Raw genomic sequence first — 23,532 nt, forward strand, 5'->3', positions numbered from 1 at the left:
AGCATTTCGCCACGGCGCATGCCTGTCTCGACAGCGAACGGGATCAGGTCGGCCAGCACAGGGGACAACGTGGCAGCCACGATGGCGTCCAGCTCGCCCTGTTGGACACGGCGGTCACGCCCAGGCGGCAGCTTCGGCTTCACGACCTTGGGTACGCCACCGGGCAGCACGATGCCCCACTCCCGCGTCGCCAGCGTCAGCGCACGGTTGATGAGTGCAAGGTGGTGGATGACGGTCTGCGGGTTCAGCGTGCGTAACTTCTCGTCGCGGTACGCGACCAAGAGCTGCGGTGTAAGGGCCGTGAGCTTGTATGCGCCCAGGCGCTTGGTGATCGCCGCCACGCGGCTCTTATCGCTATTCCCGCTGCGCTTCTTCGGGGAGACTTCCGTGAGGTAGCGATCCAGCATGTCAGCAAGCGTGGTGCCCTCGGCCCGCCTGCTCGACACATGCATGCCACGGTCCATCTCGGCCTCAAGGGAGCGTCCCCATGCCGCCGCATCTGCGTGCGAGCTGAACGCCTTAGCCCGATGCGGAAAGCCCTTTCTGCGTACTTGACACAGCCATGCGCCGCCGCGCTTCGTGATCGTTGCCATACGGTTCCTGGTGGAACCGTTGGTGTGACTATCGTGTGACTAAACCGCGCTCAGTTGGATAAAGTCCGCGCCAGCAAAGGCGCGGCGCCCCATGAGCATCGGCCTTCTAAGCCGACGGTCGGGGGTTCGAATCCCTCTGGGCAGGCCAAAGACCCCCAATAAAATCAAAGACTTAGCTGCAATTGACAATGTGGCGGTTTCGTTGGATTTACCACCTGGGCACACTTTCAATGTGCCCACAGTGTGCCCGGATTCTACCGCCCCCCCCGCCCTTCATGTTGCCCAGAACAACCCAACCCGCTTTAGGTTAGCTTGGGTAGGCGTGGGCCCCCGGCGCGCGACACCTCGGCGCGTGAAAGAGATGTGAATGCGGCTAGCCGAAGCTTTCCAGACTCCTCGCCCATCTCCACCCTTGCTTCGTATCCCCTAGCATCAATCAGAATCCACCCGTCAGGGGCGTTTACCGACAAGCCAGCGAGCAGATAGCGACTTCCCCTCTTCCACGCAGGTAGCCTCATAAACAGCACTGGCGCGTCGCACAACACGCATGAATGCCGTGGTGGCCGCATCCCTCCTGCATAGCGAACGGAACGCCCTCACCCGCATCTTGACGATTCTGGAGGATGGCAAGGGCCTTACTGGATAGCGGGACTGTCCTCGGCGTGTCGGTCTTGGTCTTGGGGATGTAGGCGGTGCGGCGGCGGAAGTCGATGTACTCCCAGTCCACGGCCAGCACTTCGCCTCGGCGCATTCCGGTCTCGACAGCGAACGGCACTAGGTCTGCTAGCACAGGGGACAGCGTGGTAGCAACGATAGCCTCTATCTCGCCCTGGTGGACACGCCGGTCACGTCCTGGCGGCAGCTTCGGCTTCACGACCTTTGGCACGCCGCCGGGCAGCACGATGCCCCACTCTCGCGTTTTGCCAGCGTCAGCGCACGATTGACAAGCGCAAGGTGATGGATGACTGTCTGCGGGCCAAGCGTGCGCAGCTTCTCGTCGCGATACTCGGCCAGCAGCTTCGGTTTCAGGGCAGTGAGCTTGTATGCTCCCAAGCGCTTGATGACTGCCGCCACGCGGCTCTTGTCACTGTTCCCGCTGCGCTTCTTCGGGGAGACTTCTTCCAGGCACCCCGCAAACCGCCATCCGAGGCTGCTTTACAGCCGCATCGATTCGCTCATCGCACCAAAGGCAGCCAGCGTGGTCGTTCGGCTTCCTCTTGGTTGACGAACACGCCACGTTCGATCTCGGATTCGACGATACGGCCCCATGCGACAGCATCGGCACGGGTTTCAAAAGTCTTGGTGCGTGGCGGAAACTCGAAACGAAGTACATAGAGCCCGCTGATTCGCATCAGTGGGCTCTATCGCATCTGAACAGCCGTCAGCGACTACGTTACACGGCGGGATCAACACCACCAGGCAAAGATGCGTTGGCCAGGTTCTGCTGGAGTTGTTCGCGGGTCAACTCTCCTTCCCAGCGCGCCATCACGAGCGTCGCGACTCCGTTGCCGATGACGTTCACCAACGCACGCGCTTCGCTCATAAATCGATCGATGCCGAGAATCAATGCCATGCCCGCCACCGGAATCGTTGGAACCACGGCCAGCGTCCCCACTAGCGCGACGAACGATGCGCCCTGCACTCCACTCGCCCCCTTCGATGTCAACATGGCAACTGCCAGCACGGTGAGCTGCTGCGTCAACGTGAGGTCGGTGTGCGTCGCCTGCGCGACAAACAGTGCAGCCATGGTCATGTAGATGCTGCTGCCGTCGGTATTGAACGTGTAGCCCGTAGGCACCACCAAGCCAACGAGGGATTTGGAACAACCAATGCGTTCAAGCTTGTGCATCAGCGTCGGCAAGGCCGGATCGGATGAGCTGGTGCCAAGCACGATCAGGACCTCTTCCCGGATGTAAAGCAGGAACTTCACGATACTGAAGCCGACCGCCCAACCGATCAGACCCAGGACGACGAACACAAAGAAGCCGGAGGTCAGGTAAAACGCGCCGATCAGCTTGACCAGCGGCCCGAGCGCGCCGATACCATACTTGCCGATCGTGAACGCCATCGACCCAAATGCGCCCAGCGGAGCAAACCGCATCAGGATGTTGACCACGCCGAACACGGCGTGCGACATCCCGTCAAACAGGTCCATGACAGGCTTACAGCGATTCCCCAAGGCCGACAGGGCAAAGCCGAACAACACCGCCACGACGATGACCTGCAGGATATCGCCGGTTGCGAAGGCGTCCACCACGGTTTCGGGAATGACGTGGAGCAGGAAATCCACCACGCTCTGCTGTTTCGCCTTGCCTGCGTACACCATGACCGCCTTGGCATCCAGGGTGGACGGGTCAACATTGAAGCCATCGCCCGGGCGCAGCCAGTTGGCCACAACCATCCCGATGAAGAGCGCCAGCGTCGATACCACTTCGAAGTACAGCAGCGCCTTTCCGCCGACACGGCCGACCTTCTTCATGTCTTTCATGCCAGCGATACCGGTGGCAACCGTGAAGAAGACCATCAACGCGATGACCATGCGGATCAACTTGATGAAGCCATCTCCGAGCGGCTTCATTGCGGTTGCGATAGATGGGCTCAACACACCCAGGATGACGCCGAGCGCAACGGCAATCAGCACTTGAATGTAGAGGACTTTGTACCAGGGCTTCCTGGCAGCGCGCGGCACCGGCATATCGATGCCGGCAGAGGACGCACCTTCTGTGTTGGGGATCATGTTGACTGACTCCTAAATGGGTCGGCTGGCACCGGCACGCATGTCTCGAGGCGAGCCGGTGCCCAGTGGCAAGGGAGAGCCTGGGCTGGCTGCAGACTGGATCGCCAGCGACGCGGCCCGCGCATTGCAGGCTCTGCACGCCAAAGGCGATCCGTAGCCGCTAGAACGAGAAGCGCCCGAGCAGCGCAAAAACGGATGGGCTCGTGCCCATCGCCGGCGCCGTATCGTTGATCGGGAAATCCATGAAGGCGTTGGCTTGGTTGAACGTCTTCGACCAGTACGTCAGGAGCGCGAAATACTTGTTGAACTGGTGCTCAACGCCAATCGTGAGGATCTTCGACGCGCTTTCCGGGCCCGCACGCAGGTAGCCGATGATCTGCTTGGAGGAACCGCTCACCTGGCTGCCAACGGCGTATCCCAACTTGAACTGATCTTGTGCAGTGAACTTGTGAATCAGGGAGAGGTAGTACTGGTTTTGCGCGAGGTCACCATCCGCAGCCTTGTAATGCAGGCGCTGCACGATCCCTGCGAGTCTGGTGGTGTTATGGAACCAGTACGCTGCACCGAATTTCACCCCCAGATCGGTACCACCGCCAACCTGATACTGGTGATGCGCTTCGGACGCGAAGGTGACATTCAAGGGCCCTTTGTCGTAGGTGGTCTCCAACGACACCATGTAAGGGTTTTGTGCGGGGGCGGCTGCGATGTTTAGAGCAGGATTCGCGTTTTGTTGGCCGGTTTTGAATTCATTGACCTCAAAACCAAGGCGCATCTTGAAGCCGTTGATGTCGGGCGACCAATACTGGATCAGATTGTGCTCGCGACGATCGAACGTGGCCGGATCGCTGATCGGGTCACTTGATGCGCCCGAGCCGTTCCCCATGATGCCCATGTACGCGCCCGTCGTCGTGTAGTACGGGTCATATCCGAAGGTGGCATGCGTATATGGCGTCTGCCAGCTGCCGAAAATGATGCGCCCGAAGGTCTGGCTCTCGATACCGACGCCGGAATCCCGGTTGGCCCACGTCTGCACAGGCACGTGTAACCCGCCACCACCATCCGCCGCCGCGCTGCTTTCGATCTGCCAGACCGCCTTCAGGTCATCGTTGATCTTGACGTCGCCGCGGAAGCCGATCACTGAGCGCTGGTTTCTGAGGCGGAAATGCGAAGGCGTGTTGGTCGAGATAAAGCGCCCGTTGTCATCTAGGACCGGATTGCCTTGGTTTGGACTGAACGTGTTGTCCGGAATATATGTCGTGCCGGTATGGAGATACTCCAGCCCGACCTGGACGCGCCCGTAGATCTCCAGGCTCGCGGCATCGCCAAAGTTGATTTTTGGCTCAGCGATGGCCGCAGTTGTGCCTGATGCCAACACGAGGATTGTTGCGAGTTTCCTTTTCAAGATTGTCTCCGTTCCATGGTTCCTGGGGTCCTTCGAGGTTTCTGGTGCCAACCTGGACCGCCAATCGGCCGGCAACCGAGTCAAAATCATTCGCCCACGTTTTTATGCAACATCTATGCATTCGTTTGCATAGGCGAGTAAAATTTTTTTTGCACACCCAATTGCACTGTCGCATTGCCGTCAGCGATGCGACGGCCTCGCCCCGACGCGCAGGACAAAGCATTCACGCTCTCCCGCGCAAGCGAACCATCCACGCAAGCGATGCCCTATGGGTGAACCAAAGCAGTGTCGAATGGCTCGCGCGCAATCCCCGCGCCAACCCCTTTCTGCAACACTCGTCGCCATTCGCAAAGCAATTCCGCCCTGGTCCAACTGGCGAAGCAGACCAGCACGCCAGCAACTTTCCACGCTTCTTAGTGCACCTGCAAAGGAACTGCAAATTCAATGCATTCGTTTGCAGATACTACGCTGCACAAGAACCTTGTCAACGGCTTTGAACTAGGGGTTTGCACTTGCAGCGTTGTTTGCAATCCTTTGCATGGATACAATCAACTACATGGAAAACGCACCGCAAAAGCCCGGCTCTGGCCGCGTCACGATTCGCGAGGTGGCGCTGCACGCGTCGGTCAACGCGTCAACCGTTTCGCGTGCACTCAATCCGGCAACCCGCCACCTGATCGGCGATGAAGTCGTGCGCAGAGTGCTGGCGTCCGCAAAGGCGCTCGGCTATCGGCAGAACAAGCTTGCGTCCGCGCTACGGCACGGACAGTCGCGAGTGATCGGGATCTGCTTGCCCGATATCGAAAACCCCGTCTTCCCGCCGATCATCTGCGGCATTGAAGAAGAGTTGGCAGCCGATGGCTATGGTGTCCTGATCGCCAACACAACCGGAACCGCGAAAGACCAGGAACGTGTGCTCGAGCAAATGCTGGCGCGCCGGGTGGACGGGCTGGTGCTCGCAACCGCGGCCCGCCATGATCCGTTGGTCAGGCGTTGCATGCTGGACGGCATGCCCGTCGTGCTGGTGAATCGTGCGGAGGAAGGCGGCCAGGTTCCGGAGGTGGTCAACGACGACTTCCTATCCATGAAGCTCGCGGTTGACCATCTGGTGAAACTTGGCCATCGCCACATTGCCCACCTCGCCGGGCCGGCGCATCTGGCAACGGGCTTCTCGCGGATTCAGGGTTTCCAAATGGCCACCCAACAGCATCAGCTGTCAGGAGCGGCGATTGTGGAGTCTGCAGAATTTACGCGCGAAGCCGGCAGGGAAGCCTGCAGCCAACTCCTGAAGCGGCACAAGAACGTGACCGCGATCGTTGCGGGTAACGACTTGATTGCGTTGGGGTGCTACGACACGTTCAATGCGCAGCACATCAAGTGTCCGGGGGACATTTCGCTGATCGGGCACAACGATATGCCGCTGCTTGACATGCTGCATCCGCCACTGACGACACTGCGCATTCAGCACCGGGAAATGGGCCGGCAGGCAGCCCGGCTGCTGATGGGCATGCTGACGACGCCCAGCGCAGCGGCACTGCGCATCATGCTGCCGCCAGAATTGATCGTGCGCGGCTCGACGGCTGCCCCGCACAAGTAGCGGATTGCCGTGCAGAATCCGCGGGCACGAACCGCGACTGCTGGCGGCGCTGACCAGCCCGCCCCACCACCCCGAAGGTCAGTCCGCCTGATAGATACGCGCCCGCCCCGACCGATATGCTTCGGCAAGCGCAACATAGCGCAGTGCGGTGGTGCGCAGGTTGGCGATTTCATCCTCGCGCAAGTCGCGAAGCGGCGCGGCTGGGTTACCCGCCCACAACTGCCCGGCCGGCACGACCTTACCAGGGGTCAACACGGCGCCAGCGGCCAGCATGGCGCCACGCGACACGCGCGCGCCATCGAGTACCCGAGCCCCGAAACCCACCAGGGCACCGTCTTCGATCGTGCATGAATGCAAGATGGCACCGTGCCCGACCGACACTTCGGCACCAATCACCGTCGGCCGCCCATTGGTACTGACATGGACAATCACCCCATCCTGCAGGTTGGAGCGCGGGCCGATGACGATCTGCTGAACATCCCCCCGCACGACTGCGCCAAACCAGACCGAGGCCCCCTCCGCGATATCGACATCGCCGATGACCCATGCACCTGGCGCGATGAACGCCGCTTCGTCCACGCGTGGCTCAACCGACAAGAATTCTGGCAAGACTTCCATTTCACTCAACCTCATGAGGACATATTTCACGCCGCCTAGATGGCAGCGGTGGACTTGCGCACGACAAGCGAAGGCATCAGGACGCGCGTAGACGGCGCCAGCTCCGGCTTGCGCAGCGTCTCAAGGAATAGCGCGGCGGCATGCTCGCTCATCTGCTCGACCGCAACGCGCACCGTGGTAAGCGGTGGGCTGACCAGATCGACGAGCGGCATGTCGTTGTGCCCGACCAAAGACATCTCCCTCGGGACAACAATCCCCTTCGCATTGAGGACATCCAGGGCGCCGAGCGCGATCAGATCGTTAGCGCCAAAAATCGCAGTTGGCTTGGTCCCGGAACGCAACAACTTCTCAGTCGCTTCCTGACCGGCAACGCGCGTAAAAGCCGAGGCCTCGACCACGGCGCTGTGTTCAAGACCCATCGCACGCGCGATGTCGACAAACGCATCGCGCCGCGCCTGGCCGGTTGACGAAGTCGATGGCCCCGCAATGTGCGCAATCGAGCGATGCCCCAATGACGTGAGATGTTCCAGCACGAGCCGCACGCTCTCACGGTCGTCATTGACCACGCTGGGGTAGTCACGATCGCCGCTACCGCGGTTGACGAGCACTGCGGGGAGCTTTCTCGACTTGGCCGCCTCGAGCATGGGGTCACCGCTCTCCGCCGCAAGGATCAGCAGCCCGCTTACCTGCCGATTGGCCAGCGCGAGGATGAGATCGCGGCGCTCCTCCGGCGCCGCCGGCGTCTGCACCACCAGACTGAGCATCTGATGCTGACGCAACGCCCTTTCGAGCCCCTGGACGATCGGGCCGAACACGGGGTTGTTCAAGTCGGGCACGACGATGGCCGCCATGTTCGACTGCTTGGTTCTGAGCGACGCGGCGACAAAATTGGGTTGGTAGCCCATATCGCGGGCTATGCGTTCGATTTCCGCGCGCTTCTCCGCCGACACCTTGCCGCTGACCCCACGCAAGGCACGGGACACGGTTGCCGGATGCACGCCGGCCGCACGAGCGATGTCGTCGATCGTCACTGGCTCGATTGACATAAGCACCTCAAGGACAAACGATTGTCCTTAGATTACAACGATTTAGCACCAATCAGCAAGCCGGCCGCCCCGCTAAAATCAACAACGTCAGGAAATTTCGCCTTGACCGCAACGGGATGCTGGCCTAACCTTTGGGCAATCGATTGCCCATTTAATTGCACAAACATGACGAAACAACCTTTACCAGCGTCCAACCCCGCGGCTCTGCTGGAAGCCGTTTTGCAAACCAACGAGACGACGCGCAACCCACGTCTCAAGGAAGTGATGGCCGCCGCCATCCGCCATCTCCACGCATTCGCAATCGAAGTCGACTTGACGCCTGACGAGTTGCAGGTAGGGCTCGATTTCCTGGTAGCCATCGGAAAGGCCACCGGCCCCAAGAAGCACGAGGGCATTCTGCTGGCCGACATTCTTGGCCTAGCCACCCTGGTGCAACTGCGCAATGCCCGCGACGCCGTGGCAGCGGGCGGCACAGAACCCGCGCTGGTCGGGCCCTTCTGGCGCGAAAACCAGCCGCTGCGGGAGAACGGTGCACACATTGCATCGGACGCCACACCAGGGCCGCGCTTCGAGGTTCGCGGCCGCGTACTCAGCCTGGACGGCAAACCGCTGGCCGGCGCGCGCATCGAAACCTGGCAGGCATCCCCCGAGGGCCTTTATGAAAACCAGGACGAGGCGCAAGAGCACATGAACCTGCGTGGCCGCCTGGAAACCGACGCGCAAGGGCGCTTCTGGTTCACCAGCGTGCGCCCCGCCGGTTATCCCGTCCCTACAGATGGCCCATGTGGCGAACTGCTGGCCGCACAAGGCCGCAAGGTCATGCGGCCGGCGCATCTGCACTTCATCGTGGCCGCAGAGGGCTACAAGGTGCTGGCCACGCAGATCTTCGACATTGAAGACCCGAATGCCTTTGAAGACGTGGTGTTTGGCGCGGTCGGCTCCCTGCTTCGCAAGTTCGAGCCGGACGGTGATGGCGGCTATGTCCTCGACATCGAACTGAGACTCGAACCCGGCGAAACCCGCCTGCCGCACTGCCCCCTGCCCTGACTACACGCGAGCGAACAGCTCGACCTCACCATGAACGAACGAACATTTGCACCTCAAGACCGACTGGATGGCGAAGTGGCCGTCATTACCGGAGGCAACGGCGCCATTGGCAACGCAACCGCCTGCCGTCTCGCAGCGCTGGGCGCGCGCGTGGTACTGCTGCAGCGGGCCCCTGCAGAGGCTTCCCAGGCGTTGATCCAGTCGCTGCCAGGCGCCGGGCACTTCGCCATCGAGGCCTCTGTCACGGACAGTGCCAGCCTGGCGCGGGCCGCGCAGGCCGTGGTGGAAAAAACCGGCGGCGCGACCATCCTGGTGAATAGCGCCGGCTTCACCAAGCCTGTGCCGGCGGCTGACCTCGATGGCCTGGACGACGCACTGATCGACGACATCTTCGCCACCACCTGGCGCGGCACCTTCGCGGCCATCCGTGCTTTCGCCCCGCAGCTCAAGGCGCACGGCGATGGTCTGATCGTCAATGTCTCGTCAATTGCCGCCTTCACTGGGCTCGGCAGCAACCTTGCCTACGCCGCGGCCAAGGCGGGAATCGACGCCACGACGAAAGCGCTGGCCAAGACGCTCGCCCCGGCCATCCGGGTACTGGCGGTATCGCCCGGCATCGTCGACACCGGTTTTGTGTCCGGGCGGGATGCCCAGTTCAACGAACGGGTCGGTGCCACGATCCCACTCAAGCGGGTGGGTGTAGCGGATGACGTCGCCTCGGCCATCGTGGCCTGTGCGACCACGCTGCGTTATGCCACCGGCAGCATTCTGGTCGTCGACGGCGGCCGCCACCTCGGATAAGCCTCATCAAAATGAACAACGCCACCATCCTTACCTGCGCGGTGACCGGCAATCTCACCAAGCCGGAGCAGACGCCTCACCTGCCGATCACGCCCAACCACATCGCGGACGAATGCCTGGCTGCTGCCGAAGCCGGCGCTGCCGCGGTACACATCCACGTGCGGGACCCGAAAACCGGCGCACCCTCGATGGAGCTTGATCTCTACGAGCAAGTCGTCAGCGCGATCCGTCGCCACAATCCCGAACTCATCATCAACCTGACCACCGGCCCCGGGGGCCGCTATGTACCGAGCGACGAGAATCCGAGCATCGCCGGCCCCGGAACGACGCTTCTGCCCCCGGAACGACGCGTGGAGCACATCGCGGCACTCAAGCCTGACATCTGCTCGCTGGACCTGAACACCATGAACTCGGGCGACCAGGTGGTCATGAACACGCCAAAGAACGTCGCACGCATGGCGCGCATCATTCAAGAAGCCGGCTCGGTTCCGGAACTCGAATGTTTTGACAGCGGCGATCTGGTCCTTGCCAACAAGCTCATCAGCGACGGCGCGCTCGATGGCCCGGGGCTCTACACGTTCGTGATGGGCGTTCGGTACGCCCTGCCCTTTTCTCCCGAGGCTGTTGCGTTTGCACGCTCACTGCTGCCGGCCGGCGCGCAGTGGTCCGCCTTTGCGATCGGACGTCAGGCCTTTCAGGCGGTCGCCCAGTCGTTTCTGATGGGCGGCAACGTGCGCATCGGCCTGGAGGACACCGTTTATCTAGACCGTGGCGTGCTTGCACCGAACAACGCTGCGCTGGTCCACAAGGCGCGCCGCATTGTTGAAGACCTGGGCGGTCAACTGGCTTCACCCGCTGAAGCGCGCAGACGCTGGAACCTCGCGCCGACCAACCGGCGTTGAAGCTTCTGCCGCCTTGTATCCCTTTCTTTCACAACCTCTTGAATTGACCACTCCATGAGCACCACGACTTTGGCTCGCAAGCTTGTTCTTGCAGAGAAAGCATCCAACGCAGAATCGATTGCCCCCGCGATTGTTCCACTCGACCTGATCCAACCGCCCGAAGGGCATGCGGTGATCCATGTGCAGGCTGCTGCTGTCAACCCAAGCGATGTCAAGGCGGCGCTCGGCATGATGCCGCACGCCATCTGGCCACGTACCCCGGGTCGCGACTTTGCCGGCGTGGTGGTTGCCGGGCCGGATGAATGGCTTGGCGCCGAGGTGTGGGGCACCGGCGGCGATCTCGGCATGACGCGCGACGGCACGCATTCCACCTACCTGGTTCTGCCGGTCAGCGCTCTGACCCGTAAACCCTCGACGATGGGAATTGCCGCAGCCGCCACGATCGGCGTGCCCTTCATCACCGCCTACGAAGGCCTGCGCCGCGCTGGCCTGAATGGACAAGGCCAAACCGTTCTGGTGCTGGGCGTCAATGGCAAGGTCGGCCAGGCAGCCACGCAGTTGGCGACACGCGCCGGAGCCCGCGTGATCGGCGTCGAGCGCGGCGCAACGGGCTACATCGGCCACGCAACCAGCAACGTCCAGGTGTTCCATTCGGAAGACCCGGATCTGGCGCAGAAAATCATGGCCGCGACCGGTGGCCGTGGCGCGGACATCGCCTACAACACGGTCGGGTCGCCATACTTCGGGCTGGCACTTGAGACCCTTGCCGTGGGCGGTACGCAGATCCTCATCTCGACCATCGAGCGCAACGTTCCGTTCGACATCCTGGCGTTCTACCGCAGGAACCTGCAGATGCTGGGCGTCGATAGCCTGAAGCTGACCGCCGTGCAATGCGCCGCCATCCTGAACGAGCTCCTCCCCGGGTTCAAGGATGGTTCGCTGAAGGCATTCGACGTCGATGCGTCCACGCTCCTTCCGCTTGAGCAGGCATCGGACGCCTATCGCAAGGTGCTCGCGGGCTCGACCGAGCGTGTTGTGCTGGCTCCCTGAGGACACGCCCATGCAACTGGTTCGATTCTCCGATGCCCCAAGCTACGAGGCGCCCGGGCACACGCACATGGCGATGCGTCAGATTCAGGGGCGCGCAGCCGGCAAGACCGACTCGGTATGGATGGGCGTCTCGATCATCCAGCCCGGCGGCGGCACCACGCTGACAGCCTCTCCCGTCGAGAAGTTCTATGTCGTTCTCGAAGGGACGCTGCAGATCTCAACCATGGGGGATGCGGGCAGTTCGGTCGCGCAGTTGCATCCGTTCGATTCGATACGCATCGAGCCGGGGGAAGCCAGGCAGCTTCTCAACGAGTCCGGCGAACCTTGCTCGGTGTTGCTGGTGATGCCCAACCCGTAAAGCGGGAGACCGCTGTGACTTGAATGGCGGGACCGCAATGGCCCCGCCTTCTCGACTGCCTGCTCCACTCCAGAACTTCAGCAGCATCCCCACCTGCGCCAGCACGTTGCGACTGGTTGCTTGACGCACCGCATTGACTGCATGACGATCAACACCCAACGAATTACCAAACTGAGCGCTGACGCGCCCATATCGTCACGCAGAGGAAACTGAAACCATGACCCACGGCACTGCGCATATCGGATCGACGCCCTATCGCACGGATATCGTTGTAGGCGGCCATGCAATCACTGCCGACGAACCTCCGGCTTTGGGAGGCCAAGGCGTTGGACCTGCCCCGTACGACCTGTTGCTCGCAAGCCTGGGGGCGTGCACGGCGATTACGCTCAAGATGTATGCCGCCCGCAAGGAGTGGCCTCTCGAATCGCTCGACGTCTCCCTGCGGCTCGTCGGAATCGACGATCGGCGGATCGAGCGAACGCTCTCCATCGTGGGTCTTGACGAGAAACAGAAGGCCCGGCTTGCGGAGGTTGCCGAGCGCACGCCCGTTACCCTGACGTTGAAGTCCGGGCTGCCGATCGACACGCACCTGGCGTGAGTTGCAGACCCGGACGCAACACAGAGATGATGTAGGCATTCGGCCCAATCATCACATCGCCTGCGATGTGCAGGCCGCCTCAGTTGTAGAAGGTGCAGTTCTGATTGATGAAGACATTCCGCCCCACGCGAATTTCGTCCCCGCCGTCGGCATAGAAAGGCGGGATCAGGACAAAGCTCGTTTTGATCGGCTGCCCGACGAGTTGGCTGAACACAGCACACATTTCGTCGGCATCGTTGCGCGATAGCTGGTTCAGTGCAGCGGTGCCCCGCTCTCTTGATGTTTGCCGCCATCGCCATTGATTCGGGGGGGCGGCCTCGAACCATCTCAGTGCAATCCTCCTTCGCCATTGCATATCAGCTTCAATCACGGCTACGTGCCAAACCAACCGGCTCACATTCAATTATTTTGAATAACATATCCACACAACGAGCTATTTGAGTGAAGTTATCGTCGCTATAGTTCTCTCCATGCCGGCGGAACAAAGAATTACCGCCCACAATATACTTCAATCAAATTGAATTAACTTAATCAGAGAGAACACCATGACCAACGCCAAGCTCGAAGTTCTGACCCCGCACAACAGCCAACTCATCTTCATCGACCATCAGCCCCAGATGGCCTTCGGCGTCCAATCGATGGACCGTCAGACCATGAAGAACAACGTGGTTGGCTTGGCCAAAGCGGCCAAAATCTTCGACATCCCGACCACCATCACCACGGTCGAATCGGAGGCGTTCTCCGGCTACACCTATCCCGAACTGCTCGACGTGTTCCCTGGCAAGCCGACGCTTGAACGCTCCTCGATGAACTCCTGGGACGACCAGAAGGTGCGGGACGCTTTGGCTGCCAATGGCCGCAAGAAGGTGATCGTCGCTGGCCTCTGGACCGAGGTCTGCAACACCACCTTCGCGCTGTCCGCAATGCTCGAAGGCGACTACGAGATTTACATGGTGGCCGATGCCTCGGGCGGCACTAGCAAGGAAGCACACGACTATGCGATGCAGCGCATGGTGCAAGCCGGCGTAGTGCCGGTAACCTGGCAGCAGGTGCTGCTGGAATGGCAGCGCGATTGGAAGAACCGCGACACGTACGACGCGGTGATGAAGGTGGCCAAGGAACACTCTGGCGCCTACGGCATGGGCGTGGACTATGCCTACACGATGGTCCACAAGGCTGAGCAACGTACCGCCACCAGGCACGAATCGCTAGCGCCGATCCACGCGCCGGTCATCGAACGCTAATTCTGTATTCGGGAGCTGGACGTTCCGCGGAACGTCCAGTCACTTCAGGCACCGGGACAACCACCCACTCCGATCTTGTCCAACGATGAACCGCATAAAGAAGATTGTCAGCAAGTGCGAGCTCGCAGCAATTGCGTTTGCGAGCGGATTCTTGAAGCATGCTCATACGTCGTCATCTCTCGGCATCCTCGCTGGCACGCTGGCGGTGGGGGGATTGGTCGCAGACCACAGCCTGAATCAAGCTCGCCGTCTCAAATGAACAGGAGAACTCTCATGCCCACGCTACCGTTGCTCGAACCCGCCGATTGCGCGTTGATTCTCGTTGATGAACAGGCAGGCCTTGCCTTCGCTGCAGGTTCTCAAGACCCGCAGATTTTGCGCAATAACGGTCTTGCGGTCGCAAAGACGGCAATCGCCTTTGACGTGCCGGTTGTGGTCTCCACTTCTGCCTCGAAGGTATACAGCGGCCCGTTGATGCCAGCGTTTCGCGACGTGTTGCCCGACGTTACGCCTATCGAACGTCGCAACATGAATCTCTGGGAGGATGACGCAGCACGTGCCGCGATCGCGGCGACCGGCAAGCGCACCCTGATCATCGCGGGCCTGCTGACCGAGGCCTGCGTGAGCTTTCCGGTGCTCTCAGCGCTATCCGAGGGGTATCAGGTTCACGTCGTCGCCGACGCGTGCGGTGGGCTGACACCCACAAGCCATGACCTTGCATTGCGGCGGATGGCTTCCGCCGGCGCCGTCATGACTTCATGGCTCCAACTCCTTCTCGAATTCCAAAGAGACTGGACCCGTCATGAGACCTACGAAAAGGCCCGGGCGATCGTGGTGGAGCATGGCGGCGGATATGGCACTGGCCTCGCCTATGCGCGGGACATGATCAAACCGACGTGAGCAAGCCGCCCTCGCGTCATTGAAGCTGACGACACGCCGGGCACCCCGATGGCGGCCCGGCTTTCTGGCGATCAAGCTCCATCGAATCGAATTCGACTGCTCACCCGATCCTCACCTGAACAACCACGACGCCACCAGCCGCGTATAGCGCGGCATCACCACGTAGACCATCAGGAACACGATCCCTGCAGTCACAGCAGCCTTGTGGATGATCGAATCGTGCGCCAAGCCCAGGTGCGAGAGTACCGGGACAACGACCCATGGCACGACGATGCTGAGCGGAAAGATCGCGCTCCACGTAACCAGCCATTGCTTCCAAGCGGTCGGCACCTTAACCGGTGTGCTTTTCGGTGTGAACCAGAAATCGAGGCCGGTCTTGATTTCATAGCGGTCACCCCGCTGCAGCGACGATTGCATCCGTTCGATAAAACGGTGGCGGACATCAGACTCCATCCACGCACTTAGGCTCTCGAAATCGGCAAAGCGGAGAATCGTCGCGTACTCCCGGCTGGGGCTGACCGGACGGATCACGTCGGTGCTGAGATAGCCGGGAAACGCTTCGCAGGCGACACGAATGTCCGCAAGCCAGGCTTCGTATTCTTGGACAGCATCGGGCGCGACTTCGTGAACGATGACGCTCGTAACAATGCTCTGTGGATTGATGGTGGTCGAGCTCATCGGCACCCAGTCGGTAAAGGTTACGCAATAGACCTTGCGGTGGAAAAACAGCCTGCGGCTAGCTAACGCGGGGCAATCTCCGCGCAGTATGGTTGCCGTACTACGATCGTGAAACCCGACCTAGGTGCACCCTCGTCACACCACGGTATTAAGTAGTTGTACTAGCGCAGCGTGCTCGACGGCCAAATCGGCAGAGCGATCGAAATGATGCAGATAGCGAGACGCGAAGCTGTCGGTGCGTTCGCGATCCAGCTTCAGCAATTCAAGCGCCCTTGCCGCCACGACATGCGGCGCCACATCAATCGTGCTTTTTTCATCCAGCGCTTCGTCGAGCATGACAATCAGGCGGCTCAGCGGCTCGAGCCACTGCATCGATTCATCATAGGCCATCACCTGAAGGAAATCTCCCGCTGACTGGCGGCCATGCACCTTTTCATAGTCGCGACGCTCGATATCAATCAACACCCTGTGCAGATTGAGTAAGGCAGTGCGGACGCGCGTGCAGTGTTCAGAAACGATGTGGGAGGCTTGCATTTTCATATTGGCTTTGCGGCATCAACGCTGATCGGCTCTGGCCCATGAGGCAGAGGCCACGCATCCTGACTGATCGGCAAGGTGAACTGGAACACGGCGCCTCGGGATGCGTTCACATCTGCCCATAGCTGGCCTCCGTGCGCTTCAACAATGAGCCGACATATTGCCAAGCCCATACCGAGGCCCTCTTCTTTTGTTGTGTAGAACGCTTCGAATACCCGCTCGGCAGTCTGCGGGTCCAACCCGGTACCCGCATCTTGCACGGCGACCAGCAAGCTTCCGGATGCATCGAGCGTCGATCGGATCAGCAGCTCTCGTGGTCGCTCACGCAGTTCCCTCATCGCCTCGATGCCATTCATCATCAGGTTGAGTAGCACTTGCTGTAACTGCACTCGGTCACCAACCACGGCCGGGAGGTCATTCGCAAGCAGCGTCCGCAGCAAGATTTGGTGGCGGAGAAGCTCTCCTTGGATGAGGGAGGTTGTGTCTTGGATCAGATCGTTCATGTCCAGCCGCGCCGTAACCGAAGCGGACTTCTTGAACAGTGCCCGGACACCGGCAATCACGGCACCTGCCCGGTGCCCATCCTCAACAATGCGCCGCACTCTCTCCCGCGCCTCGGCGATGTCGGGCGGCTGGCGGGCCAGCCAGCGGACCGCCGCATTGGCGTTGGTGACAATCGCCGCCAGCGGCTGATTGACCTCATGCGCGATCGAAGCAGTCAGCGCACTCAAGGAGGTGACACGTGTCACCTGTGCCAATTCGGCCCGTGCGCGTTGTAGCGCATCCTCGGCGTTTTTCCGCTCGGTCAAGTCAAGTACGAAGGAGACCCCCTGGGCCTCGGTATCCTCGAAACTTGCGCACCCGACCAATACGGGTACTCGACTGCCGTCCTTGCGGAAGTACTCCTTTTCGAACGGCGGCAGGCTCTTGGTCCGTTTAAATTCTTGCACCAACCGCGAATCCTGCCCCCACCACTCCGACGGCGTCAGCTCGGTCCAAAGCAGACGACCGGTGAGAATATCGTCCCGTTCATAGCCCAGCATGCGAAGAAACGCGTTGTTCGCATCGAGAATCCGGCCATCGATGTGCCATATGCAGATACCGATGATATTGGCTTCGACCAAGCGCCGAATCCTCGCTTCACGCTGATCGAGGTCACGGTACAAACGATTATTCTCCAGCGCGATGGCTGCTTGCGAGGCGAGCAGCTTCACCACCACGATCCGTCTGGGGGCAAATACACTGGCGGCCAGCTCGTTCTCAAGGTAGAGCACCCCGATCAGTTTGGCTTGGGTCAGCAACGGCAGGCACAGAATCGAACGTGCGTTGTGCTGCCGGATATAGGAATCGCCAGAAAACGGCGCCTCAGTCACCGCATTGTTCAGGACGACATTCTCGCGAGTTCGCAGGACATAGTGGACAATCGATGTCGGTAACGCACCTGCCGCCATGGCTTCGTCGTGTAACTGGACAGTGACCGCATCGCCCTGCGTCCTTGCATCTGCCGCGATACGCGGCTCATCGCCACGAAGCAGTACCAACACGCCCCGTTGCGCGCCAGCCTGTTCAATCGCGGTGCGCATCAGCGTGTCGAGCAGCTTATCCAAGATGATCTCGCCTGACACTGCTTGCGACATGCTGATCACCGTAGCAAGGTCCAGGTGTTCGACCGACGCGCCAATCGTGGCAGTCGGCGCGGCCGTCCGTACTTCCTCACCAAGATGCGGATACAGCGCATCGAGTTGCTGTACCTTGCCGTCCGCACCCCAGCGAAGATAACCGTGTCGCGCATCCTGCAGGTACACGCGAGCAATCTTGTCAAAACCGCGCCGAGCATAGAACCGTGCGGCCAACTCGTTGGCAAGCGCTTGGTTATGGACGAAGTCGTTGTCGCGCGCAGAACTGATGGCGAGCTCGTAGAGGCGCATGGCATCAGTCTCACGCCCGTCGATGCGCGCGATCTCGGCCCCCACCAACGCAGCCCGGTTCTCAAAGTTCTCCGGGCAATGCTCCGCCCAAATCTGGAGCTGTCGGTGATGGGTTGCCAAGGCCTCCACATTGAAAGCTTGTTCCTCCGCAACGGTAGCGTCGGACGCCGCGGCCCGTGCGAGCGCGGCATAGAAATGGTATTCCGCTTGCTCGAAGAACGACGGCGATGTCCAGAGAAGCGGTTGCGCCTTTTCCGCAGCAATAAGGGCGGCAGCGTGGTCACCGGCGAGAACACGCGCCTGCAGTTTGCGAATCCAGTACCAGCATCTGGGTAGCGTGCAACCCGAGGTCTCCTCCATGTGCTGCTCGAACCGGGCCTCGTCAAAACCGGCGTCGTCGAAACAACCGAGGATCGGGGTTAGACCACGCAGCGTTCGCGCCAGTTGCCGCTGTGGGGTCACTTGGTCGACAACCAAGCCAAACCGCGCCTGCACCGCGAAATCGATCGCACTGTCAGCCGTGCGCTCGACTTCTGCCAGAGACTCCCCACTCGCAAGCAGATGGGCAATCAGGTTGTTGCTGCGAGCGAATGATGCGTAGGTAAGATCGCCAAACCTGTTGACGACCTCGAAGGCATGTTGAACTAGACTGCGGGCGGTGCGGATGGGGCGCGCCCATGGCATCACGTAGCCGCCGAAAACCTGGTAGACGCGCGCTTTGAAGCGGTCGCGCGCGCATCGCTGCGCCAGGTTCAAACCAAGCTGACCGAAGCGGTATCCGAGCGCATATTCGCCAAACTCGGGCGGCAGAATCATGCCAAGCCAGACATAGCCGAGGCACGACGCATCGCTATTGCCGTGCTCAAGGCTAAGGTTGACCATCCGGCAGATGACAAGCGCGCGCAGATTCTCGCTCGAATACCAGGCCGGTTGCATGAACCCGGTGAGGACGTCCATCGTTCCACACGCCACCGGGTCAACCATCTCCGGGAGCGTAAGCAGCGCTTCGATCGGTCGGTCATCGAGTCGCCGCCACAGTTGGCCGTACTCATGCTGGACCTCTTCTTTTGTTGGCTCAGCCGACCACTCGACACCCGCCATGCGCAGGTACTCCAAGCCCACCTCGACGGCGCGATCGCGCTGGCCAAGGGCCATGAAGAGCTCCAGCCTCATCTGAGTGACAGCGGCCAAATCCGGAAGACTCGCGGCACGCGGCGCCAAATCCGCCAAACGCGCATCTGCTGCAGATGATGCGCCAGTCAGGAACTCGCATTCCGCTCGACATAGATCCAGCGCGAAAGCGAGCTCGGGCCAGCGCTGGCGGGCGCCGTCCGGCAAGACCGCCGCGCTTGCGGTGAGATAGGTGAGCGCCGACGCGTACGCTGTCGCTGCCCTGGCACGCTGGCCTGCGAGCAAGTTCAATTCGGCAAGCCTATACCGCTCCTCGGCCGTGTCGATCAAAGCCGCGCCACGGTTGAATTGACCAACAATCTCGAAAACGTTGTCCGCCATCAATTCCGGAGATAAGCCTGCGGCGAACCGTCGTCCGATTGCTAAGTGCACGCCCGGCCGCATGCCTTCTGGGATCAACGCGTAAGCCGCCTCCTGCACGCGGTCATGGAGAAATCCATAGGCACCCTCCGAGCGCAGAACGAGTCCGGCTCGCACCGCCTCCCAAAACACCTCTTCCAGTGCGGCCTCACTTCTCCCCAAGGCGATCGACAAAATAGGGATCGCAGCCTGATTGCCCAAGCAAGCCAGTTGCTGCAGGGCACCCTGGGTCTGCAGTGGCAGACGCCCCAGTTTGCCCAGCATAAGGTCCGCCACATTGTCAGTGAAACCCTTGGCCTGGATCTGCTCGGGATTCCAGGACCAACCAGTGCGCTGATCGAATGCAAGCAGCCCCTCCTCCCCCAACGCAGCCAGGAACTGGATGGCGAAGAAGGGATTGCCGGCCGTCTTTTCCTGTACCAAGCTGGCCAAGGGCTCGACCTGTGACGGTGCGCAGTGCAATGCATCAGCAACGAGCCGGCCAATGTCGTCGCTTTCAAGGCTGCTCAGCACGATTTCGTGTACCCGCGCGCCAGACTGGCGGATTGTCTTCAAGCGCTGCAGCAACGGGTGCCCAGGCTTGACCTCGTTGTTGCGATAGGCGCCGATGAGCAGCAGATGGCGCACTTCCGGATGCGTCGCCAGATGCTCCACCAACTTCAGCGTTGCCGCATCCATCCACTGCAGGTCATCGAGAAACAGCACCAGCGGATGATCCGCCTGCGCAAAGACACCGAGTAGACGACGAAACACCAGTTGAAACCGGTGTTGTGCGTCTCTTGGCGGTAGCTCGGAAACCGGCGGCTGCGGGCCGAGAATGAGCTCAAGTTCCGGAATCAACGGCACCATGAGTCCAGCGTTCAGGTCCAGCGCCTCCGCCAGCGCGACGCGCCACGGTGCAAGCTCAACTTCGCTCTTGCCCAGCAAAGCACGAATCAAGACCTGGAAAACCTGGACGAGCGTGGCATAGGGGATATCGCGCTTGTACTGATCGAACTTGCCGGATGCGAACAGGCCGCGCGCCGGCACCAGGACACGCTGCAACTCATGCACCACCGACGTTTTGCCGATGCCCGAGTGGCCCGAGACCAGCACGAACTCCTGCGTGCCTTCAGTGACAACCCGATCGAACGTTGTGAGCAGGATTTCGATCTCGCGCTCGCGCCCGTAAAGGCGCTCCGGCGTGAGCAGCCGGTCTGGCCGGTCTTGCTCACCAAGCGGGAATGGGGCTATCCATTCTTCGCGTTCCCACGCTGCCAAGCAGCACCGCAGGTCGGCTTCGAGCCCAGCTGCCGTCTGGTAGCGCTCTTCGGCCGTCTTGGCCAGCAGCTTCATCACCAGATCAGAGAGCACTGCAGGATTGGTGGGCACCCGCACAGCGGGGGGCACCGGCTGTCGCGCAAGGTGACAATGCACCCAGTCCATCGGATCACGGGCTGTGAACGGCAGCACACCCGTGAGCATCTGATAGAACGTGACGCCGAGCGAGTACAGATCGCTACGCACGTCGATCGAACGATTCATGCGCCCGGTCTGTTCGGGCGCCATGTAGGCCAGCGTGCCGGCAATTTCTTCGGGTGGCGCGAGCACCTGCCGCTCACGCGGCAAGCGAGACGCGAGGCCGAATCCGCTGAGCCGTGCCACATCGAGGGCACCATTCACCCAGATGTGAGCGGGCTTGATATCTTTGTGAACCAGGCCACGTCGGTGCACTTGGCTCAGCGCCCCGGCAATGCTGACGGCCAACCGCAAGAAGCGCCCCACATCCATGGCTGCGCCAACGACGCTGGCGAGCGACTTGCCGCCCGGGTCTTCCAGCAGCAGCACGGTCCGACCGCGCTCCTGAACAAGCTCCAGGGGGCGCAATGCCCAAGGTGCTTCCAACTGGCCCCTTAGATCATATTCATGCGCAAGGCGGGCGAGGCTCAACGGCGTCGGGCGCTCTGCGGCAGACCAAACCGCCAACACCGCTTCCTGTCGGCCGTCTGGAGTGACACGTGCTCCCCTGGCGAGGATGCATTCGCCATCCTCCCACTGAATCTCAAACCTCGTACCCTTCTCGGCACCGAGTAGGAATAGTGCATTCATCTGCGTGCCTGGCTCTTAAATCGGTCACTGCTTTCGGACCAGCGGCGCCACAGGCAATCCGCAACCAACGGCCCTCGCCTTTCTCGGAGTCGCCGCGACAGCAATGGAACCTACTGATGGTGTGTGGTGACGCGCGCTGCAGGCGCCCAGGCCGCCTGTTACACCAGCGTTAGCCCAGAGCCCAGGGCTCCACAGGACTCAGCCCAAGACGTTCCGCCATCAGTACCAGTTCAGCAAAGGTACGCGCACGCATCTTGCGCATGGCCTGGCCGCGATGGATTTTGACGGTCACCTCGCTAATGCTCATGCGGTCGGCAATCTGCTTATTCATCAAACCCGAAGTCGCAAGCGTCATCACTTCCGACTCGCGCTTCGTCAGCGTACCGAAGCAATCGCGCAGGGCGTTGTTTCTCAGGGCATGCGCGCGTCGCAGGGCATCCTTCTCCAGAGCAGCAGCCACTGCGTCAAGCAGGTCTTGATCGCGAAAGGGCTTTGCCAAGAAGTGCTCGGCGCCGGCTTTCATCGCAGCCACCGTCATCGGAATGTCGCCATAACCCGTCACGAAAATGATGGGCACATGCACATTCATCTGGGTCAGCTTCGCCTGTAGGTCGAGCCCGCTCGGGCCCCGCAGACGAACATCGAGCACCAGGCAGCACGGCACATCCGGAAACTGGAACGCGAGCAGCTCACCTGCTGATTCCAGCAGCACCGCACGCCGATCCACCGAGCGGAAGAGGTTTCCAAGCGCGTCTCTGACCATCGCATCGTCGTCGACGACGACAACCAGCGCATCGTGCAGTGGTAGTGGCTCCGAGAGAGGGTTCGCTACGGTGGTCATGGGGGCTCCCTGAAGATGGCCTTATCGCTCTTTTTTGATGGCCATCGTAGTCAGAGCACTGAGCGCTGTCTTGCACGGCTGTGCGAATTTCTTGATTGCCTGTGCGGTGAATGAACGTCACCAGCGATTTCGGCCCATCGATCCGACAGTTGCTACCAGACCTCCGGTAAGGCGGGTCATACCAAGAAACAATGGCGGCCCTGTCGTGCAGAACTTAGGCTTCATCCCGCATGTGTTCGACACCGTGTAAGGACCGCGCCCCGATCGCGGGCGCAATGGTGCGCCTGCGTCTGTCTCAATTCACCATCTCTAGAGGAACCCACGATGAGCAATCCGAAGCTCGAAGTTCTGACACCGCACAATAGCCAGCTGATCTTCATCGACCACCAGCCGCAAATGGCCTTCGGCGTGCAGTCGATGGACCGACAAGCCCTGAAGAACAACACCGTCGGTCTTGCCAAGGCAGCCAAAATCTTCGGCATTCCGACGACCATCACGACGGTCGAATCCGCGTCGTTCTCGGGTTACACGTACCCGGAGCTGTTGGATGTGTTTCCTGGCCAGCCGACCCTCGAGCGCACCTCGATGAACTCGTGGGACGACCAGAAGGTACGCGACGCCCTGGCCAAGAACAACCGCAAGAAGGTGGTCGTCGCTGGCCTGTGGACGGAGGTGTGCAACTGCACCTTCGCGCTGTCGGCCATGCACGATGCCGACTACGAGATCTACATGGTGGCCGACGCCTCGGGCGGCACCTCCAAGGAAGCGCACGACTACGCCATGCAGCGCATGGTGCAGGCCGGCGTGGTGCCGGTGACGTGGCAGCAAGTGCTGTTGGAATGGCAGCGTGACTGGGCGCACCGCGATACGTATGACGCCGTGATGAAGCTGGTGAAGGAGCACTCCGGCGCCTACGGCATGGGCGTGGACTACGCCTACACGATGGTGCACAAGGCACCGCAGCGCACCACATCCGCACACGAGTCGCTTGCACCGATCCCGGCTCGCTGAACACC

22 protein-coding genes and 1 pseudogene are annotated in these 23,532 nt (G+C 61.0%); 10 read left to right on the forward strand and 13 right to left on the reverse strand.

Translation table 11 applies throughout. The annotated features are described in order from the left end of the window. The 6 genes and pseudogenes from C404_RS0129905 to C404_RS41660 form a co-directional block, all read right to left on the reverse strand. Nucleotides 1-593: pseudogene (locus C404_RS0129905) on the reverse strand (site-specific integrase); the annotation flags it as partial. A 514-nt stretch (nt 594-1,107) separates the two neighbouring features. Continuing rightward, the gene (locus C404_RS60655; protein WP_306303178.1) at nt 1,108-1,494 is read right to left on the reverse strand and encodes a site-specific integrase; all 387 of its coding nucleotides are present in this window, start codon (nt 1,492-1,494) and stop codon (nt 1,108-1,110) included. Then, nucleotides 1,464-1,667 (reverse strand): hypothetical protein, encoded by a 204-nt coding sequence (locus C404_RS60660; RefSeq protein ID WP_021194719.1) that lies wholly within the window; start codon nt 1,665-1,667, stop codon nt 1,464-1,466. Before C404_RS60660 ends, C404_RS60655 begins: the two co-directional genes overlap by 31 nt. Nucleotides 1,668-1,768: 101 nt before the next feature. Beyond that, nucleotides 1,769-1,945 (reverse strand): hypothetical protein, encoded by a 177-nt coding sequence (locus C404_RS60665; RefSeq protein WP_021194720.1) that lies wholly within the window; start codon nt 1,943-1,945, stop codon nt 1,769-1,771. Nucleotides 1,946-1,986: 41 nt separating this feature from the next. Continuing rightward, nucleotides 1,987-3,288, reverse strand: coding sequence for a dicarboxylate/amino acid:cation symporter (locus C404_RS41655; RefSeq protein WP_031329313.1), 1,302 nt, complete (start codon nt 3,286-3,288; stop codon nt 1,987-1,989). A 202-nt stretch (nt 3,289-3,490) separates the two neighbouring features. Next, entirely contained in the window at nt 3,491-4,705 is a 1,215-nt protein-coding gene (locus C404_RS41660; RefSeq protein WP_160170175.1) for a porin, read from the reverse strand. A 565-nt stretch (nt 4,706-5,270) separates the two neighbouring features. On the opposite strand from C404_RS41660, the gene C404_RS41665 reads away from it, so the two are divergent. Beyond that, a complete protein-coding gene (locus C404_RS41665) occupies nt 5,271-6,329 on the forward strand; it encodes a LacI family DNA-binding transcriptional regulator (RefSeq protein ID WP_021194723.1) in 1,059 nt (352 codons plus the stop codon). Nucleotides 6,330-6,407: 78 nt separating this feature from the next. Here the strand turns inward: C404_RS41665 and C404_RS41670 are convergent, their stop codons facing one another. Together C404_RS41670 and C404_RS41675 are read right to left on the reverse strand one after the other, a co-directional pair. Then, a complete protein-coding gene (locus C404_RS41670; RefSeq protein WP_021194724.1) occupies nt 6,408-6,947 on the reverse strand; it encodes a gamma carbonic anhydrase family protein in 540 nt (179 codons plus the stop codon). A gap of 35 nt (nt 6,948-6,982) precedes the next feature. Next, nucleotides 6,983-7,993 carry a LacI family DNA-binding transcriptional regulator gene (locus C404_RS41675; protein ID WP_021194725.1) on the reverse strand — a complete coding sequence of 337 codons (1,011 nt, stop codon included), beginning with the start codon at nt 7,991-7,993 and terminating at the stop codon, nt 6,983-6,985. Nucleotides 7,994-8,158: 165 nt separating this feature from the next. Between C404_RS41675 and C404_RS41680 the strand changes: the two genes are divergently transcribed. From C404_RS41680 to C404_RS41705, 6 genes are all read left to right on the forward strand, one after another. Then, nucleotides 8,159-9,040, forward strand: coding sequence for a dioxygenase family protein (locus tag C404_RS41680; RefSeq protein ID WP_031329315.1), 882 nt, complete (start codon nt 8,159-8,161; stop codon nt 9,038-9,040). 30 nt (nt 9,041-9,070) lie between these two features. After that, nucleotides 9,071-9,841, forward strand: coding sequence for an SDR family NAD(P)-dependent oxidoreductase (locus C404_RS41685; protein WP_021194727.1), 771 nt, complete (start codon nt 9,071-9,073; stop codon nt 9,839-9,841). An 11-nt stretch (nt 9,842-9,852) separates the two neighbouring features. Further along, nucleotides 9,853-10,743 (forward strand): 3-keto-5-aminohexanoate cleavage protein, encoded by an 891-nt coding sequence (locus C404_RS41690; RefSeq protein WP_021194728.1) that lies wholly within the window; start codon nt 9,853-9,855, stop codon nt 10,741-10,743. Nucleotides 10,744-10,797: 54 nt separating this feature from the next. Beyond that, entirely contained in the window at nt 10,798-11,793 is a 996-nt protein-coding gene (locus tag C404_RS41695) for a quinone oxidoreductase family protein (RefSeq protein ID WP_021194729.1), read from the forward strand. Between the two features lie 10 nt (nt 11,794-11,803). After that, on the forward strand, nt 11,804-12,151 hold the full coding sequence (locus C404_RS41700; protein WP_021194730.1) for a cupin domain-containing protein: 348 nt from the start codon (nt 11,804-11,806) through the stop codon (nt 12,149-12,151). A gap of 217 nt (nt 12,152-12,368) precedes the next feature. After that, nucleotides 12,369-12,749: an OsmC family protein gene (locus C404_RS41705; protein WP_021194731.1), complete on the forward strand. Its 381-nt coding sequence runs from the start codon at nt 12,369-12,371 to the stop codon at nt 12,747-12,749. Nucleotides 12,750-12,828: 79 nt separating this feature from the next. Here C404_RS41705 and C404_RS59970 read toward each other — a convergent pair whose 3' ends face one another. Then, nucleotides 12,829-13,119: a hypothetical protein gene (locus C404_RS59970; RefSeq protein ID WP_152524440.1), complete on the reverse strand. Its 291-nt coding sequence runs from the start codon at nt 13,117-13,119 to the stop codon at nt 12,829-12,831. Nucleotides 13,120-13,294: 175 nt separating this feature from the next. Here C404_RS59970 and C404_RS41715 point away from each other — a divergent pair, with 175 nt between their 5' ends. Beyond that, nucleotides 13,295-13,993 carry a hydrolase gene (locus tag C404_RS41715; protein WP_021194733.1) on the forward strand — a complete coding sequence of 233 codons (699 nt, stop codon included), beginning with the start codon at nt 13,295-13,297 and terminating at the stop codon, nt 13,991-13,993. Between the two features lie 273 nt (nt 13,994-14,266). Beyond that, nucleotides 14,267-14,893: a hydrolase gene (locus C404_RS41720; RefSeq protein ID WP_021194734.1), complete on the forward strand. Its 627-nt coding sequence runs from the start codon at nt 14,267-14,269 to the stop codon at nt 14,891-14,893. A 111-nt stretch (nt 14,894-15,004) separates the two neighbouring features. On the opposite strand, the gene C404_RS41725 is transcribed toward C404_RS41720, so the two are convergent. The 4 genes from C404_RS41725 to C404_RS41740 all read right to left on the reverse strand — a co-directional run bounded on the left by C404_RS41725 (nt 15,005) and on the right by C404_RS41740 (nt 22,516). Further along, nucleotides 15,005-15,571 (reverse strand): antibiotic biosynthesis monooxygenase, encoded by a 567-nt coding sequence (locus C404_RS41725; protein WP_021194735.1) that lies wholly within the window; start codon nt 15,569-15,571, stop codon nt 15,005-15,007. 135 nt (nt 15,572-15,706) lie between these two features. Beyond that, entirely contained in the window at nt 15,707-16,111 is a 405-nt protein-coding gene (locus C404_RS41730) for a hypothetical protein (protein ID WP_021194736.1), read from the reverse strand. Beyond that, entirely contained in the window at nt 16,108-21,675 is a 5,568-nt protein-coding gene (locus C404_RS41735) for a trifunctional serine/threonine-protein kinase/ATP-binding protein/sensor histidine kinase (RefSeq protein WP_049286178.1), read from the reverse strand. Before C404_RS41735 ends, C404_RS41730 begins: the two co-directional genes overlap by 4 nt. 169 nt (nt 21,676-21,844) lie before the next feature. Then, on the reverse strand, nt 21,845-22,516 hold the full coding sequence (locus C404_RS41740; RefSeq protein ID WP_021194738.1) for a response regulator transcription factor: 672 nt from the start codon (nt 22,514-22,516) through the stop codon (nt 21,845-21,847). A gap of 324 nt (nt 22,517-22,840) precedes the next feature. Here C404_RS41740 and C404_RS41745 point away from each other — a divergent pair, with 324 nt between their 5' ends. Then, on the forward strand, nt 22,841-23,527 hold the full coding sequence (locus C404_RS41745) for a hydrolase (RefSeq protein ID WP_021194739.1): 687 nt from the start codon (nt 22,841-22,843) through the stop codon (nt 23,525-23,527). Nucleotides 23,528-23,532 lie beyond the last annotated feature (5 nt).

The sequence above is a fragment of the Ralstonia sp. AU12-08 genome, from assembly GCF_000442475.1.
Classification (GTDB): domain Bacteria; phylum Pseudomonadota; class Gammaproteobacteria; order Burkholderiales; family Burkholderiaceae; genus Ralstonia; species Ralstonia insidiosa.